The organism is Mesotoga sp. BH458_6_3_2_1 (assembly GCF_003664995.1).
Classification (GTDB): domain Bacteria; phylum Thermotogota; class Thermotogae; order Petrotogales; family Kosmotogaceae; genus Mesotoga.
Map to the genome: position 1 here is coordinate 3,964 of NZ_JFHL01000011.1, position 16,835 is coordinate 20,798.

14 protein-coding genes are annotated in these 16,835 nt (G+C 48.0%); 2 read left to right on the forward strand and 12 right to left on the reverse strand.

The features are described from left to right. Positions 1–98: 98 nt before the first annotated feature. Entirely contained in the window at positions 99–248 is a 150-nt protein-coding gene (locus tag Y697_RS14630) for a hypothetical protein (RefSeq protein WP_183083747.1), read from the reverse strand. 447 nt (positions 249–695) lie between these two features. Here Y697_RS14630 and Y697_RS06740 point away from each other — a divergent pair, with 447 nt between their 5' ends. Continuing rightward, entirely contained in the window at positions 696–1,031 is a 336-nt protein-coding gene (locus tag Y697_RS06740; protein ID WP_121550885.1) for an encapsulin-associated ferritin-like protein, read from the forward strand. A gap of 12 nt (positions 1,032–1,043) precedes the next feature. Next, positions 1,044–1,835, forward strand: coding sequence for a family 1 encapsulin nanocompartment shell protein (locus tag Y697_RS06745; RefSeq protein WP_121550886.1), 792 nt, complete (start codon positions 1,044–1,046; stop codon positions 1,833–1,835). 60 nt (positions 1,836–1,895) lie between these two features. Here the strand turns inward: Y697_RS06745 and ileS are convergent, their stop codons facing one another. The 11 genes from ileS to Y697_RS06800 all read right to left on the reverse strand — a co-directional run bounded on the left by ileS (position 1,896) and on the right by Y697_RS06800 (position 15,825). Next, a complete protein-coding gene (gene ileS / locus Y697_RS06750; protein ID WP_121550887.1) occupies positions 1,896–5,039 on the reverse strand; it encodes an isoleucine--tRNA ligase in 3,144 nt (1,047 codons plus the stop codon). A 363-nt stretch (positions 5,040–5,402) separates the two neighbouring features. Next, positions 5,403–7,817 (reverse strand): xanthine dehydrogenase family protein molybdopterin-binding subunit, encoded by a 2,415-nt coding sequence (locus tag Y697_RS06755; RefSeq protein WP_121550888.1) that lies wholly within the window; start codon positions 7,815–7,817, stop codon positions 5,403–5,405. After that, complete coding sequence (locus Y697_RS06760) at positions 7,804–8,307, reverse strand: (2Fe-2S)-binding protein (RefSeq protein WP_121550889.1); 504 nt, start codon at positions 8,305–8,307, stop codon at positions 7,804–7,806. The genes Y697_RS06755 and Y697_RS06760 overlap by 14 nt, the downstream gene beginning before the upstream one ends. Then, on the reverse strand, positions 8,304–9,179 hold the full coding sequence (locus Y697_RS06765) for a xanthine dehydrogenase family protein subunit M (protein WP_121550890.1): 876 nt from the start codon (positions 9,177–9,179) through the stop codon (positions 8,304–8,306). The genes Y697_RS06760 and Y697_RS06765 overlap by 4 nt, the downstream gene beginning before the upstream one ends. A gap of 27 nt (positions 9,180–9,206) precedes the next feature. Continuing rightward, positions 9,207–9,998, reverse strand: coding sequence for a cyclase family protein (locus Y697_RS06770; RefSeq protein ID WP_121550891.1), 792 nt, complete (start codon positions 9,996–9,998; stop codon positions 9,207–9,209). Between the two features lie 12 nt (positions 9,999–10,010). Then, a complete protein-coding gene (locus Y697_RS06775; RefSeq protein WP_372962683.1) occupies positions 10,011–11,267 on the reverse strand; it encodes a DUF1116 domain-containing protein in 1,257 nt (418 codons plus the stop codon). Continuing rightward, entirely contained in the window at positions 11,260–11,439 is a 180-nt protein-coding gene (locus Y697_RS06780) for a hypothetical protein (RefSeq protein WP_121550893.1), read from the reverse strand. Before Y697_RS06780 ends, Y697_RS06775 begins: the two co-directional genes overlap by 8 nt. Before the next feature lie 2 nt (positions 11,440–11,441). Then, positions 11,442–12,974, reverse strand: a complete 1,533-nt coding sequence (gene fdrA, locus Y697_RS06785) for an acyl-CoA synthetase FdrA (RefSeq protein ID WP_121550894.1) — start codon at positions 12,972–12,974, stop codon at positions 11,442–11,444. A gap of 81 nt (positions 12,975–13,055) precedes the next feature. Then, positions 13,056–13,751, reverse strand: a complete 696-nt coding sequence (locus tag Y697_RS06790) for a DUF2877 domain-containing protein (RefSeq protein WP_121550895.1) — start codon at positions 13,749–13,751, stop codon at positions 13,056–13,058. Further along, positions 13,748–14,932, reverse strand: a complete 1,185-nt coding sequence (locus tag Y697_RS06795) for a CaiB/BaiF CoA-transferase family protein (protein ID WP_121550896.1) — start codon at positions 14,930–14,932, stop codon at positions 13,748–13,750. The genes Y697_RS06790 and Y697_RS06795 overlap by 4 nt, the downstream gene beginning before the upstream one ends. Before the next feature lie 2 nt (positions 14,933–14,934). Further along, positions 14,935–15,825, reverse strand: a complete 891-nt coding sequence (locus Y697_RS06800; RefSeq protein ID WP_121550897.1) for a carbon-nitrogen hydrolase family protein — start codon at positions 15,823–15,825, stop codon at positions 14,935–14,937. Between the last annotated feature and the right edge of the window lie 1,010 nt (positions 15,826–16,835).

Consider the following 16,835-nt stretch of genomic DNA (forward strand, 5'->3'; position numbering starts at 1 on the left):
CCCGTTTTTCGCGTAAAAGGCAGAGATTCCGACCAGGACCTTTTTCGGGCGAACCGCCGTTCGCCCCTACAAGAGAACTGCACAGTCATCTTAAATTGTCATCGCGTAGCGCCTGCCCTGATGAGATCCTGTTCAGGGTACCTGCACGGGATCTCGCATTCAAGAACCGCTTCACGCTTAAGAACAAAAACTCGCTGGTCGCTGTAAAAACCGAGAAAGAGCACGTCGGAGACGTTCGCTTCGCTCACGAGAAGATGAGAGCGAAAATAGGGACTGACAATTCCACTCATGTCTGTCCCGTTTTTCGCGTAAAAGGCGAACGGCCGTTCGCCCCTACAAGACCTGCATGATTTCGAATCAGATCACAGATCAAAAACTCAACCACCGGCTCTTCCTCTTCTTCCTGGCGCACAAGCGCCAGCATCACTTCCCGACGAAGTCGGCCTCACTTCCCCGGATGGTCTTCCGGGCATCACTTCCTGCGCAGCAGCATCACTTCTTCAAAGGTTCTTTGCCGGCATTGCGTCTTATGTTCTACAGTAGAATCACTCCTGCTCTTGATCTCAGAGGACGGAGGACAGTCCCCGGTCAACGTTTGGCATGTCACCAGCAGTTTGCTATGTTACAATTTAAAGTATGATAAAATAGTTAATGATGGTATGGGAAACATATTAACTTGACAAGGAGGCACGAATATGAGCAATTATCATGAACCGTTTGAACAGCTAAGCGAAAAGGCGAGAGACATTTCTAGAGCTCTTAACAGCCTTAAGGAAGAGATCGAGGCCGTTGACTGGTATAACCAGAGGGTAGATGTAACCGAAGATGCTGAACTCAAATCTGTAATGGCACACAATAGAGATGAAGAGATCGAACATGCATGTATGACTCTGGAATGGCTCCGCAGGAATATGGATGGCTGGGATGACGAACTTAAGACATATCTATTCACGAAGGCGCCGATTACCGAAGTTGAAGAAGCCGGAGAAGGTTCTGATAACGGCGGATTGAACATCGGAAAGATGAAATAGGGAGTGATTGCCATGGATCTTTTTAAGAGACAATTAGCGCCACTGTCAAGCGAGGCGTGGGAAGAAATAAACGAAAGAGCGAAACAGGTTCTCAAGAGTTATCTCTCCGCAAGAAAAGTGGTCAACATTGTTGGTCCGAAGGGATGGGAGTATTCTTTCGTTCCGGAAGGAAGAATCAAGATTCTCGAAAGAGAAGGAGAGGTAGGCGTCGGTCTTAGAAAGGCAAAGCCTCTCATAGAGGCAAGAGTTCCCTTCAAGCTGGTTCGTTGGCAGATGGATGATATTGAGAGAGGAGCGAAGGATTCCGACCTTGGACCTCTTGAGGAAGCTGCGAAGCAGATAGCGCTCTTCGAAGAGAATGTTATCTACAACGGATATGAAAAAGCAACGGTCGAAGGAATTGTCGAGTCGGCTGAAAATGAACCGATTCCTTTGGGCTCAAAGCCAAATGAAATAATTGAATCACTTTCGAAGGCCGTCCAGGTTCTGAAGGACAATTTCGTTGACGGACCGTTCGTTCTCATCGTGAATCCTAAAACAATGGCGATACTGAATTCACATGTTTCCGGTTACCCATTAGTTAAGAGAATCGAGTCCTTCCTGGGTGCAGATATCGTTGTCAGCAGAGTGGTGAAGGATGCGCTGCTTATTCCGAAGGATCATGATGACCTTGAAATGGTCATCGGTGGAGATTTCGAGATAGGTTATCAGAGTCACACGGACGAAGAGGTTGAGCTCTTCATATCGGAATCATTCACCTTCAGGATTCTCGATCCGGCTATCATTGTTAAACTGACGGTATAAATTGCTTTTACCCTAAAGAAAAAACCGGGAGCATATACTCCCGGTTTTCTCATTTTTCGCCTAGACTCTCTTTACTCTAATCAGAGTATTGTGCCCATTGAGATTCCACTCTGTTCCGTTGTCAAGACTCTCATCAAAATCAATAGTGTCAGACAGAGTCTCTTCTTTTATGTAGTCTTTGAAACTCTCTATAGCATTGACGAGAGCATCCGGTCCCGAAAAAGCTACTCTTATTCTGTCGGTAATTTCGAAGTCAGCTTCCTTTCTCATTGTCTGTATCTTCGACACCATCTCTCTTGCAAGCCCTTCCTGCAGCAGATCGTGAGTAAGTTCGGTATCGAGTATCACAAAGTTGCCATTGCTCATCTCAAAAGTGAAGCCTTCCAGCTCCTGGATTCTTATATCGAGGTCCTCTTCCTTCAATTCGAAGAGCTTTCCTTGAACTTCGACCTCTATCTTGCCATCACGCTTAACTTTAGTAACAACTTCCGAAGGTTTCATTGATCTGAGAGCGTTTCCGATAGACTTCAGTTCTTTTCCGAACTTCGGACCCATTACTCTGAAGTTAGGTTTCACTTCGTAGTTAACGTAGTCTCCAAGTTCCTCGATGTACTCTATGTCTTTCACATTGATCTCTTCCAGGATCAACTCCCGCATCGACTCGACTATCTTCCTGATGTTTCCGTCAACAAGTATCTTAGGTAGCGGTTGTCTGACCTTAATCTGTACCTTGTTTCTACATGCCCTTCCTAGAGTCACGACGTCCATAACTGTGGCCATTCTCTTCTCAAGATCCGGCTCGATCAAGCTTTCATCGGCCACTGGATAAAGTTCGAGATGCACTGACTCCTTCTCTCCGTGCGTTAGATTCCAGAAAATTCCTTCGGCCGTAAAAGGAGCAATGGGCGCCATCAGTTTCGCTACTGTCAACAACACCTCATACAACGTCAGATATGCGGCCTTCTTGCTGGTATCAAGCTCACTCGTCCAGTATCTGTCTCGCGTCCTTCTCACATACCAGTTCGATACCTCTTCGACGACGAAATCCTGAATGGCCCGTACTGATTTTGTGAGATCATAATTGCTCAGAAGGTCTGTAACCTCCCTCACTAGAGTATTAAGCCTGGAGATTACCCATCTGTCGACTTCTTCCCTCTCCGCAACCGGCAGTTCGAATTCACCCGGATCAACGTCGTCTACGTTGGCGTACATAGTGAAGAAGGAGAACACACTATTCAAAGTCCCGAAGAACTTGCTATATGTATCCTTGACCCCATCCTCATCGAACTTGGTCGGAACCCATGGAGGTGAGACCGCCAAAAGATACCATCTAAGGGTATCCGCGCCGTATTTGTCGATTATCTCCCAAGGATCTACCGTGTTTCCCTTTGACTTGGACATCTTCTGACCAGTCCTGTCCAATACGAGGTTGTTGACAAGAACATTCTTGTAAGGTGACTGGCCGAAAAGGAACGTGGAAATCGACATCAGCGAGTAGAACCAGCCTCTTGTCTGATCGATACCTTCACAGATAAAGTCGGCCGGAAAGAGTTCTCCCATGAAGCTTTCTTTGTTCTCGAAGGGATAGTGATGCTGAGCTACAGGCATAGCGCCGGAGTCAAACCAGCAGTCTATGACCTCGGGAGTTCTCGTCATTTGGCCGCCACATTCGCATCTGAGATGAACGTCGTCAACGTAAGGGCGATGAAGCTCGATATCCTCCGAGATATCTTCTACAGCTCTCTCAACGAGTTCTTTTCTAGATCCAACCGACGCCAACTTTCCGCAGTCGTCGCACTTCCACACGTTGAGAGGAGTTCCCCAATATCTATCTCTCGAGAGCGCCCAATCTACCATGTTTTCGAGCCAGTTCCCAAAACGGCCTTCGCCAACGAATTTCGGATACCAGTTGACAGAGTTGTTCACTTCGACCATCTTGTCCCGATATTCCGTGGTCTTTATGTACCAGGATTTTCTCGCGTAATACAGAAGCGGAGTGTCACATCTCCAGCAGAAAGGGTAGGAGTGAGTCATACGCTCCTTTTTGAACAAGAGGTTGTTGTCTCTCAAATACCTCGTAATCAGAGGGTCGGCATCTCTTACAAACATCCCGGCCCAAGGTGTCACCTCTTCCGTTATCTTGCCCTCTTTGTCGACAAGTTGAAGCAACGGAAGATCAAACTTCTTTCCCAGGATATTGTCATCTTCCCCAAAGGCGGGAGCCATGTGGACGATACCCGAACCGTCTTCCAGAGAAACAAAGTCTCCATAAACGACGAAGAAGGCCTTTTTATTTACACTTGCAAAAGGTATAAGCTGCTCGTATTCGAGGTTGACAAGATCTTTCCCTTTCAATTCCTCGACGATCTTGTAATTATTTTCCTCGCCAAGCAACGCGCCCAGACGTTCTTTCACCAAATAGTAGTACTCAATTTCTCCTGTATCTAGCGTAACCTCGGCTTTAACATAGTTGAACTCCGGATTGACCGCAAGAGCGACGTTAGATGGCAGTGTCCAAGGGGTCGTTGTCCAGACTATGAAGTATTCGTTGTCCTTTCCCTTGAGTCGGAATTTTGCATAGATAGAATCTATCGTTTCGTCCTTATAGCCCTGAGCAACCTCATGAGAGGCTAGAGGGGTCCCGCATCTCGGGCAATAAGGCATAATCTTGTGGCCTTCGTAGATGTAGCCTTTATCGAAATACTGCTTGAGAATCCACCAGACAGATTCAATGTAGTCGTTGTTCATCGTTACATAAGGATGTTCCATGTCTATCCAGTAACCGATTCTCTCGGTCATCTTTTTCCACTGGCTTTCGTACTTCCAGACAGATTCTTTGCACTTCTGATTGAATTTTTCTATGCCAAAGTCTTCTATCTCCTGCTTCGAGGAGAAGCCAAGCTGCTTTTCAACTTCGATTTCTACAGGAAGACCGTGGGTATCCCAGCCGGCTTTTCGCCTAACCTGGTATCCCTGCATCGTCTTGAAACGGCAGACAGCATCCTTCAACGTTCTTGAGATAACGTGATGAATTCCGGGCATCCCGTTAGCCGTTGGAGGTCCCTCGAAGAACACGAACTCGGGGCTTCCTTCTCTTTCTGTTACACTTCTTGTCGCAAGATCGTCTTCTCGCCAATAGGAGAGTACTTCTTCTTCTCTCTCGGCTGCAGGACGTTTAAGGTCTACTTCTTCAAACCTTGGCATACTTCGTCTCCTCCTGTCTTGAAGTATTCATCAAACAAGTTGATTCAATTATGAACGTTTCTGTCAATATTTGTTTTAAGAACAAAATAACATGAAGAGTATGTGTGAAGAAAGCGGACAAGTAATCTGTCCCGGAAAAGCCTTTTACTCTGTAATCCCCGGCTCTGCATTAGAATTAGGCATAGACTTCTTCTCCTTCTCAAAGCTTCTCTTTCTCTTATAGATAATATAATACAATACATTTCGGACTTGTCAAGCAAATCCTTTGATGCATGTGATTACAAAGGCACTAGCATTTCCACTGATGCCTCACTGATTCCGTTTATGTCAAAAAGTCAAGACACACGAGAAATAGATCTCGTCTCACCACTCCTTCTTTGCGCGCTCATATGCCAGATCCAGAGCATAGGGCCATTCCCAGAAATCCGTCTCACCCTTCTCTTTTGCCTTTAGTGCTTTGTAAACCCTCTCTCTGCTTAGCGGATAGCTGTGAATTCTCATTCCCGTCGCTCTGAATAACGCGTTGTTTGTTGCAGGAGCGGGAGCGATCATCGAATGCTCGCCCACGCCGCGATTGCCGTACGGAGAGATCTCTTCAGGGGTCTCTTCCCAAAAGGCGTCGATCTCGCCGGGAGCGTCCTTTATTGTGGCGATCTTGTAGTCCGTGAAGTCCGGAGTGAGCAATTTGCCGTGTTCATCGTACGTCATACCTTCCATCAGGCAGGCCGAGAGACCCTGAACGGTTCCTCCTTCAATCTGACCCTTGATGTTTATTGGAGTGATAGCTTTGCCGACATCGTAACCAGCACAGACTTTGTTTATCACGATCCTCCCAGTCGCCGGATCGACTTCCATATCTATTCCCACGGCACCTAGAGTGAAGTGAGCGACACTCTTGGGAGACTGGCCGGTGTCTGGATCGGGATAGATCAAATCAGGCGGCGTAAATGAGCCGCTTCCGATTATCGGGCCGCCCTTCAGAATTCCATCTGGCATTTTGAAGCCGTTCTGAACTCTTTCGTCAATTCTTTCGCTCTTCCCAAGTTTGTGACACTTGACGACTCCGTACTCTATACTTATGTTCTCGACTGGTGTCTGCCAGTATTCGGCAAACAGCGCAAGGAGCTTCTCTCTCAGTTCGCTGGCCGCTCTTTTCACGGCCATTCCCATTGACCAGCAGGATCTGCTGGCGACTGTTTGCCAATCGTAAGGATGACTTTGAGTGTCGGGATAATAGACTTTGATCCAGTCGTATGGAATTCCGAGTTCTTCGGAGACTATCTGGGCAAAGGCGCTGTATGTCCCCTGACCCATATCCATCGTTGCCGCAAGAACTTCGACGGTTCCATCTCCGTTGAGCTTGACGATTGCAGACGACGAAGCATCGGCGGGCGTTGCAGGTGCCTTGATAGCCAGAGCTATTCCCTTTCCTCTTTTCCAGCCTTCTCTGGTAGGCGGCTCATCTTTGAGAACATCTATCTTCTTGGCTACCTTGTCGATTATCTTGTCAAGTGCATGATCGTGCATGGGCATTCCAGTACACGTTGTCTGCCCCTTCAAAAGCAGGTTCTTCTTTCTAAACTCAACTGGATCGATTTTCAATTTATGAGCGACGATATCTACTACGACTTCAAGAGCACTCATGAGTTCCGGTAGGCCGAAGCCCCTGTAAGCTCCTCCAAAGGGCTTGTTCGTATATACCGCATAACAATCTGCCCAGACGTTCGGAATGTTGTATGCTCCCATCGAAGTATATCCAGCACTTCTGACCGGATTGGCTCCATACTCCGCAGAAATCCCCGTATCGAACCAGAAAGTGTTGCGGATTCCCTGCATTAAACCATCTTCATCAACGGCAAGCTCGATTCGCGCAACAAACCCCTGTCGGACCCACGAACTCAAGAGGATCTCTTCTCTTGGAATAAACAACTTCACCGGCCTTCCCATTAGATCTTCATCCATGGCGGCGGCAAGACATAGGGCCTCGACTGTCATTCCAGCCTTTCCACCAAAACCTCCGCCTATTGGCGGAGCGATCACCCTGATCTTATGCAGAGGATAGTTGATGCCTTTGGCGATAATATCTCTCACCGTGAAGGCCGACTGGGCGCTTGTCCAGATAGTGATTTCTCCGGACCCGGGATCCTGTTTACATATCGAGCAGAATGTCTCGATGAAACCGTGAGCGATCTGAGGGCAGGTTATTGTCTCTTCAAAAACATGCGAGGCGTTTTTGAAGGCCGCTTCGGTATCTCCCTTTCTTATTCTGAACCAGTTGGCAATATTGGTATTTGGCTGAGGAGTAATGAAGTCTACGTGCTCGTATTTATGAAGATCAGGGTGAACAAGAACCGAGTTAGTGGTTGCCGCCTTGACGGGATCAAAGACCGGCTCAAGTTCTTTGTATGTAACCCTCACCTTCTTCACTGCTTCTCTCGCGTCCTCTTCCGTTTCTGCGACGACTAGTGCAACCGGTTCTCCCACGTATCTTGTTCTGCCGATGGCCATTGGGGTTCTATCCTTAAGATACAGTCCGAAATGATGTGGAAAGTCTTCGCCAACAATGACCTTCAAGACCTTAGGCATCTTCAAAGCCTCAGAGTAATCGATGTCGATAATCTCACCATGAGCCACAGATGAACGAACAACTGATGCGTGAAGCAGTTCCGGACCGAATCGGAGATCGTCGGCAAATTGAAGTGTGCCTTCTGCCTTTTGGAGATCGTACTTTCTGGGTAACCACTTTCCAATTCCTGTCTTCGTCTTAATCGTCTTCACGCAGTTCACCTCCTCTTGCCTTTCCGGAGAGAATATCGGCGCTCTTCTTTACTGCCCTGATTATTGACAGGTAACCTGTGCATCTGCAAATGTTTCCCGAAAGGGCTTCTCTGATCTCCTCCTCTTCTGGCGATGGATTCTTCGATAGCAGAGCGTATGTTGTCATCACCATACCGGGTGTGCAGTAACCACACTGAATCGCCCCTTCATCTATGAAGGCCTGCTGAATTGGATGAAGTCTCCCTTTCTCCACAAGCCCCTCCACAGTAAGGATCTCTGCCCCTTCGGCTTCTCGCGCCAGTATTAGGCATGACTTCTGGGGAAGTCCATTCATGATTACGGTGCATGCACCGCACTCGCCCTCTTCACAACCTCTCTTGAGGCTAGTGACTCCGTATTCTCTCAAAGCGGTAAGAAGAGTCGTTCTATCTTCAACTACCAGAGTGGTCTTTCGACCGTTGATCGTCAGAATCACGTATTTGTCTTTCATCTGGGACCACCTTCTTCCGCTGGACCTCTTAGACAAATCGATATTGCTCTTCTTGTCAGTTCTCTTATCATATCAATCCTGTATTCTCTCGAAGCTCTCACGTCAGTAATGGGGTTGACTGCCTCCGCAGCAAGCCTTGCAGCGTTTTCAATAATGCTGTCGTCGATGATACTGGAAGAGTTTAGTAGCTTCTCGGACTCAACTGCTCTCAGCGGTCGGGGTGAGACGGCACAGAAAGCGATTCTAAACTCCCGCCTGTCACCCTTATGAAGGGTGCAGCATACTGCAGCCTGAGCAATATCGAGAGCCTCTCTCCTAATTGCCTTAAGGTAGCAACCGTTTGTTTCCACAAATGGAATCGCAATTCTTATACCTGTTACGATTTCCTCTTGACTCAGGGAAGTCCTCTTAGGCCCGGTTATGAAATCAGAAATCCGAACTTCCCTGGCGCCTTTCGATCCCACGATTTCGACCTTAGCTTCATAGCACATCAGAGGCGCTATCATGTCGCCGGAAGGGACCGCGGCACAGATATTGCCTACCACAGTAGCGCGGTTTCTGATCAAAGGATCGGAATGCGCTTTACAGGCCTGTACCAGGGCCGGAAAGTACCGGTTCATTGTGTTGTCTTCGATAACCTGATTTAGCGTTACAAGCGCTCTTATCTCTATGTTGTCATCGTTTATCACTATTCCTCTGAGCCCGTCGATCGAAGTCAGATCTACTAAGTATTCCGGCTCCTTAAGCGACTTGTGCAGCCAGACAATGACATCCGTGCCGCCGCTCTTCAGAATAGCCTTCTCTCCATGATTTTTGAGAATGTCTAAAGCTTCCGAGATCGAGCGCGGTCTTTCAAGAACGAAATCATGCATCCGTTATCGCCACTCTTTCAAATGTATTTATTCCTCTTCATCGAAAGCTACGATCCTGCTTATACAAGATTCTCCACCAACGAATCTCCATGGGAAACAGCCAATAACCATTCTCTTGTTCAATATCTTATCGATCTCTCCACCGACATTCTCGGCATGTATTATGTCGTACGGGAAGAGAAGCACGTGCATAAGCTGGTAGTCCTCGTCAGGGAAAATCTCCTGAAGAGATTTTCCATACTTTTTCTGCATATATCGATCGCACTCTTTTGCCTGAACAGGCATCCAGTCGCGAATCTTCGTGTTCATCGGATGGTCGGCCGAGCCGCAGTCGACTCCAATCCACTTTATCTTCTTTTTCTTGCACCACTCGGCAAATTCTCTGGTCGGCCCCGGATGCTTGATCATGTATCTAACTTCGTCTGCTTCCGGCTGATCAAAGGCATATTTGTGGTATCCTGTGTTGATTATAAGAATATCTCCTTCCTTGACCTCAACCCTATCTTCAATATCCTTTGATGTGTAGATTCCATAATCCTCCGCAATGTCTGAAAGATCCACGATAACTCCCGGAGCTACGAGCTCATTCAGAGGTATGCTTGCAATGTCTCTTCCGTGAGTACAGAAGTGAAGAGAACCGTCCAGATGGGTCCCGACATGGTTGGAGTGAGTCAATAACTGCCCGTTCGCTCCATTTGGGGCCAGCCTCTTGAAGAATTTTATTTGTAGAGGCTCGTAAGTTGGCCATGGGGGCGTGAGATGGCTGATCGGTTGAGATAGCTCATAGATCCTGATCTTGTCCCAGTTCTTAGGTACCATAGTTTACCTCCTTTATTTGGAATACTCCTCGACGAAGGCTTCTGCCGCCTTCACAAATGCTTCAGACGGCATCCTTACTATTCCTGCACCAACCTGTCCTTTTCCGGCCTCTCGATGAGCCGCACCCGTGTCCAGGATCGGTGTAATACCGGTCTCGACTACTTTGATAAGATCTATACCGGTCGGAGTTCCCCGGAAATTTAGCGAGGGGATTGTGAAATGCTTGTTCTCTCCAACACAGATTTCATACATCTCTTTTGTGTAATTCAGCGCGTCTTGGGGAGTACCACCGACAAACTGGACGATCGCAGGGGCCGCAGCCAGGGCAAAACCCCCAACCCCATAAGTCTCCATTATTGCGCTGTCCCCAATGTCACGATTAACATCTTCCCTTGTGAATCCAGGAAAGAGCAGAACATCTGGAAGAGCGGCCTGACACGTAAACCATCTCTTCTTAAGACCGGCCACTTGTATTCCAAAATCCGTCCCATTCCGCGCCATTACTGTCAGCATACTGGAGCCCTCAACATAGCCAACACTGTCCAACGAAACTTTTGCCGCAGCCATTCCTGGATTCAAGAAGAAATGATCGTTGCCGGCCATGAACCTGACGACCCTCGAAAGATCGGGATTATCGCTCTCCGCATCTATAAGTGAAGGCACGAGAGATCGAATTAGCAACGAGGTGGCTGCCCTGTTGCGATTGTGGAGTTCGTCTCCCATGTGAAGGGATTGGGAAATGAGGCTCTTCAAACTGAGGCCACCGGTGTCTGAAACGTATCTTCTTATTCCGCTTTTAAGAACGGGATAGAGCACTTCGCGCATCCAGTGAAGTCTTTCGATGACCTCATCGCTGAAGGCACCCATGCGCAAGACTTTCCCGAGTCCTTCGTTTAGAGTTGCATAGCTCTTCTTTCCGGAGTTCTTTTCTTCAATAATCCACACTGGCAAATTTGGCGATACTATTCCCGCCATCGGGCCAACAGCATCGTGGTGGTGACATGGATCGAACGAGATATTGCCTTCTGCCGCGAAGGCTTTGGCCTTCTCGGGAGTATCTGCCCAGCCTTCATAAAGGATCGCACCCGTTACGGCGCCGATTATTGGTCCCGACATCCTCTCCCAGGTTATGGGAGGACCCGCATGAAGTATCATCTTCTCCCCGAAGCCAGGTATAACGTCTTTGGCAAGACCTAGATCAACGATCTGTGGTTCGGCTCCCAAAAGCTTCTCTAATGCTACTGAATTTGCCTGTTCAGTATTATTCAACGTCATCACCTCTCAGCCTCTTCAATTTCTCCATGAGCGAAGTTTTCACCAGAGGAGGTCTCCAGTTGACTTTGACTGCAGGAACCTCTTGATCGATAAGATCAAGGTAGAATCTGTCCATTCCAAGATTAACAACTTTCGGCCCGTCTTCTAGTAATTCTTTGAAGGACATAGTCAACGCTCCTTTCTTGAAAGGATGTTAGCAGCCAGTATCGCGGCCCTCGCGTTGCTTTCGCAGACAATGACGCCTACACTCTCCAGCAGGGACCGCTGCTTTTCAATATCTTGAGGGTCTCTATCTGTTCCGCACACATAGGCTACATAGACCGGCTTTATCTCTCTCTTAACAGACCTAATCGCCTCGACCAAATCCGAAGAAGGGTTCTCAGCGCTTCCATATCCCAAAACAACATCGAATAAGATAACGGCTACCGAAGAATCCTCCGACTGTTTTTTCAGCTGTTCAGCTCTAAACGAAGGATCCATCATTGGATGCAGTCTGCCCTGTGTGAACTCGTCCTCACCATAATCTATGAAGGAATGCCCAACTGGTTTCAGACTATTCTCAAGCTTCAGATCCTTTCTCAATGGAGCATTTCCATAGATTGGATTTATGTATGACTTAGCAATATACTGCGCTTCATAACAAAGAGTTCCACCCGTGAAAAGGCCTCGCAAATATCTCCCGGACAATTCTCCGGTAGAACTCTTTCCAGACACTTTTGCATACTCAGCTCTGAGCTTTTCTCTAGCAAGAGTCGCGTCTCCTCCAACATTAAGAGCAGCGACAACTACGGCGCACTCTTCGAGTTGGGTCGTGTAGAAAAGACTTTCTTCGTCTTTCCGAGAAGCATCCCCCATGAAGCAGATCACGCTCTGCTTACCTGATTCTTTTAGAGATTCAAGTATCTTCTTCCTTATCTCAGGAGCGGGTGGTTTCCCTACGGCAGCAATGATCGAGATTTCAGAATCCTCAGACAGTTCCTTTATGGCCCTCAGAAAGGATATCCCCCCCACTGAACTCCTTACGTCTCTTCCACCGGTTCCTATTGCGTGTTTCACGCCCAGCTTCCTCCTACTAAGTTGAACTATGACTTCCTGAAGACCGGTGCCCGAAGCCCCTACAATTCCTATCGAACCGGTTGGACATACGTTCGAAAAGCCAAGACCTTTTCCGTTGATGACCGCTGTGCCGCAGTCGGGACCCATAACGATAAGATCGTTCTTCTCGGCGAATTGCTTGAGTTCAATCTCCTCTTCAATTGAGACGTTGTCGGAATAGAGCATGACGTTCAGGCCTCTCTTCAACGCCTTCATTGCTTCAGCCGCTGCGTATCTGCCGGGAAGAGATATCAGCGCAAGATTCGATTTCGGCAACACAGTCAGAGCTCCTGACAGTGTGACTGGTGAGTATTCTGCGTCTCTCTCTTCCTTTCTCCACGGAGGACGAGCAAGATAGGAACGAGCTGCTTCAAAGAGCTTTTCAATTCCTTCGCCTTTAAAGTCAATTCCAATAAGAAGATCATCGGGCGAAAGAAAATCGTTTTCTACTTCGAAGCCGGCCGCCCTCATTATACTTATATTTGCTTCTGTCGCCATGTTTAGAGCTGCATCACCAACTCCTTCAATCTTCTTGAGTTCCTTCGCAACCAACATCAGGGTAACGCTATCATAGTACTCGCCTTTCAAAACCTCTATTCTCTTCATTGGAACCTCCATTAGCAGCCTTCACCACTAGAGCTGATTCAAATCAAAAGACTAACTTAAACAGCCCTTCTTGGATCGAGCCTAATAGACTCCACTCTGTTCAAGACCATACGCTAATCCTGCAAGCCAGGCCTTTCCCGACAGATGACCCCACTCCAAGATCTTTCCTGTCTTCTCAAGGATCTTGGCAACATCATCTCCTGCAAGAGCATGGGCCAGCTCAATCCCTCGTCTCCAAAACTTCCCATCGAGAGCATCTCTTATCATCTCGGATGAGAACCATTCTGTCTTCCCAACAAGTGTATTGCGATCAATTTCCACTTCATTGCTATCGTTGCCGGTGAGTTTGAAAGCCATGATCAAGCCGACAACAAAGTCGTCACCGGCCGGAGTCGAACCGGGCCCCAAACCGATCATTTTCTCGGGCTTATCGATTTTATCGAGCAGAACCGCAAGTTCTTCTTGCTCCAAAAATCCCAACCATTCCAACCACAGGTCCTTCCACTTAACCTTTGGAGAATCTATAGGGCAATTTGGATCGAACCCCTCTGCTACGTACTTCAAATTAACAACAATCTCCTGACCCTTCTCAAGTGCTGGAAGGGCCTCGATCAATGCCGATCGGGGAAGGTAATCCTCTGTCTTCAGGAGAAGAGAGCATCTCCTTCCAGAATCACTCTTCAGATTCACTACGGTACTATAAGTGCGCTTGACCGTGAGACTGCCGATCTCCTCATTCCAATCGAAACTTCTCTCGAATGGATATAGATGGATCATATTACCCCGTTTTCTCTAAGGGCGTCCATCTCTTGGACACTAATTCCAAGCATTCCAATATAGATCTCGCTATTGTGCTCTCCAAGTAGAGGTGCCGGACCGGAAATAGAAGCGGGGGTTTCCGAGAACTTTATTGGAACACCCGGCATTTTGACTGTTCCGCTTCTGTGGGAAACCTCAACGATCATTTCTCTTGCTTTTATCTGCCCGTCTTCAAATAGGTCGGCAACGTTGTTTATCTTTCCGGAAGGAATATCCAGTTTCTCAAAGTCGCTCAGCCATTCCTCAGATCCTTTCTTCTTGAGCTGTTCACTGATTATTTCCATCAACTCGGAAATATTCTTTACTCTAGCGGGATTACTCGCGAATCTTGGGTCATCACAAATGTCCGACCTGCCAATTGCTTTGCAGAACTTGTTCCAGATGCCATCATTCCCTACGGCGATATTGATTTTGCCGTCAAGAGTTTCAAAAGAGGCGAACGGCGCAATCGATGGGTGCCTGTTTCCAATTGGGACGGGGACCTCCCCGGTTGCCGCATATCTAGCGATGGCGTTTTCTAAGACAGCGACCATACTGTCAAGCATTGCAACATCTACCATTTGCCCTCTTCCACTGACATTACGGCTCTGTAGTGCGGCGAGGATCCCGATACATGCGAATGTTCCGCAGAAAATATCTGCGATTGAACTTCCGACCTTTGTCGGATTTTCTTCGTCAGGACCTGTGATACTCATCATTCCGCTAAGTCCTTGAATAATCAGATCATAAGCAGTTCTTCTGCTCATGGGACCGGAGTGTCCAAAACCGGATGAACATGTGTAAATTAGTCTGGGATTAATCTCACGCAGTCTTTCGTCAGGAAAGCCAAGTTTCTCGAAGACACCCGGCCTGAAGTTCTCTACCAACACATCCGCTCTCTCGATCAGTCTTTCGAGGAGATTCTTTCCTTCGGCTGTCTTCAAATTGAGAGTGATACTCTTCTTTCCTCTGTTTATGCTCATGAAATAAGCACTTTCCTCCCCGACAAAAGGGCTGAACGATCTTGAATCATCTCCGCCGTCAGGTCGTTCCACCTTCACGACGGTAGCACCCATGTCACAGAGAAGCATTGTGCAGAAAGGTCCGGCAAGTACCCGCGTAAGATCTAGAACAAAGAGACCTTCAAGGGGCTTTGACAAGACTATCTCCTCCCATATGGAATTCTTTTTGAAGGTTCGAAGGCGCTCTTTCCTTCTGTCAGAATGCCTTTGTAGGAATCTAGATTTCTATCCTCAAGGTGGTCGAAAATTTGATCTCTCGAAGAACCAGGAGTAATCTTCTTTATTGGATCATTATTCAGTCTGGCAGAAATATACTCTTCACACCCCGACGCTTGAACAATCTTCGCCCCCGATGGATGGACAATCATAGACGACCCGAAGAAATTCGCTCCGCTTGCGTCTTTTCCTACTAGATTAGACGCAATCCAGAAAACATGGTTATCATAAGCTCTTGCCCTGTTGGTGAGTTCCCACTGATCGTAGGTTCTCAAGAATGCCGATGGTCGGCAAACCACCTCTGCACCCTTTAGCGCGGTAACTCTTGCCAGTTCGGGAAAGTCACCGTCATAACAAATGACTACCCCGATTTCTGCGATTGGGGTAGAGACAACAAGTGGATCGACTCCCGGAGTAGTCCATCCGCCGGCAGCCAACCTTTCGGTCGGAAAAGGATGAGTCTTCCGATAGACGCCTAGAATCCCTTCCGGACCGAGGACGGCAGCGCTATTGTATATAATTCCACGCTCCTTGCCACGCTCGTAAGTGGGAAAGCAAATATAAATGTTAAACTCACTCGCCCATTTGAGTCCTTCATTCGTGAGACGACCGGGGATTTTATCGACCACGTCCCAAAGCTCGCATGCACTTCCTGTCGGAGTGAAACCCGTCGTGAAGCTCTCCGGTAATACAATCAATGATGCTGCGCTTTCCTTTACACATCTGCTTATCCATTGATACGCAACTTCTAAATTTCTCTCAATATTCATAGGCTCAACTTCGAACTGAATAGCTGAAGCAACGAACTCCTTCATGGCGGACATTCCTTTCGCTTAACATAAAAAGTATCTATATGTCACAATCTAGCACATTGCAGGCAAATAAGAGAAATGTTCTTCACAGAGTCTGCGTATGGATTATCAGATCATACCGGGACGAAAGGCAGCCTTCGGCAGGAGGCCTTATCAGGTCCACCGTCAACGGTTCTCCGTCCTCCGAGAAGACCGTTAAGAGTGATTTTACTGTAGAACATAAGACGCAATGCCGGCAAAGATCATACCGGGACGCAAGGCACTGAAGAGCATCAGTGGACGCAAGGCTGGCGAAGACCACGCCAGGTCGCAAGGCAGCCTTCGGCAGGAGGCCTTATCAGGTCCACCGTCAACGGTTCTCCGTCCTCCGAGAAGACCGTTAAGAGTGATTTTACTGTAGAACATAAGACGCAATGCCGGCAAAGATCATACCGGGACGCAAGGCACTGAAGAGCATCAGTGGACGCAAGGCTGGCGAAGACCACGCCAGGTCGCAAGGCTGCCTTCGGCAGGAGGCCTTATCAGGTCCACCGTCAACGGTTCTCCGTCCTCCGAGAAGACCGTTAAGAGTGATTTTACTGTAGAACATAAGACGCAATGCCGGCAAAGATCATGCCGGGACGCAAGGCTGGCGAAGACCACGCCAGGTCGCAAGGCAGCCTTCAGCAGGAGGCCTTATCAGGTCGACCGTCAACGGTTCTCCGTCCTCCGAGAAGACCGTTAAGAGTGATTTTACTGTAGAACATAAGACGCAATGCCGGCAAAGATCATGCCGGGACGCAATGCCGCAAAAAAACATGCCAGTCTGCTGCGCAGGCCAGTCACCTTCGGTGGCCAGTTCCGCTTCGCGGGCTAGGAGCCGCTGAACGCTTAAGAACGAAACCCCGCTGGTCGCTGTAAAAACCGAGAAAGAGGACGTCGGAGACGTTCGCTTCGCTCACGAGAAGATGAGAGCGAAAATAGGGACTGACAATTCTCCTCATGTCTGTCCCGTTTTTCGCGTAAAAGGCAGA

What these genes read in the sequence shown, in the direction of transcription:
- Y697_RS06740 (WP_121550885.1), top strand. Translation starts at nt 696, where the DNA reads ATGAGCAATTATCATGAACCGTTTGAACAGCTAAGCGAAAAGGCGAGA.
- Y697_RS06745 (WP_121550886.1), top strand. Translation starts at nt 1,044, where the DNA reads ATGGATCTTTTTAAGAGACAATTAGCGCCACTGTCAAGCGAGGCGTGG.
- ileS (WP_121550887.1), bottom strand. Translation starts at nt 5,039, where the DNA reads ATGCCAAGGTTTGAAGAAGTAGACCTTAAACGTCCTGCAGCCGAGAGA.
- Y697_RS06760 (WP_121550889.1), bottom strand. Translation starts at nt 8,307, where the DNA reads ATGAAAGACAAATACGTGATTCTGACGATCAACGGTCGAAAGACCACT.
- Y697_RS06765 (WP_121550890.1), bottom strand. Translation starts at nt 9,179, where the DNA reads ATGCATGATTTCGTTCTTGAAAGACCGCGCTCGATCTCGGAAGCTTTA.
- Y697_RS06770 (WP_121550891.1), bottom strand. Translation starts at nt 9,998, where the DNA reads ATGGTACCTAAGAACTGGGACAAGATCAGGATCTATGAGCTATCTCAA.
- Y697_RS06780 (WP_121550893.1), bottom strand. Translation starts at nt 11,439, where the DNA reads ATGTCCTTCAAAGAATTACTAGAAGACGGGCCGAAAGTTGTTAATCTT.
- fdrA (WP_121550894.1), bottom strand. Translation starts at nt 12,974, where the DNA reads ATGAAGAGAATAGAGGTTTTGAAAGGCGAGTACTATGATAGCGTTACC.
- Y697_RS06790 (WP_121550895.1), bottom strand. Translation starts at nt 13,751, where the DNA reads ATGATCCATCTATATCCATTCGAGAGAAGTTTCGATTGGAATGAGGAG.
- Y697_RS06800 (WP_121550897.1), bottom strand. Translation starts at nt 15,825, where the DNA reads ATGAAGGAGTTCGTTGCTTCAGCTATTCAGTTCGAAGTTGAGCCTATG.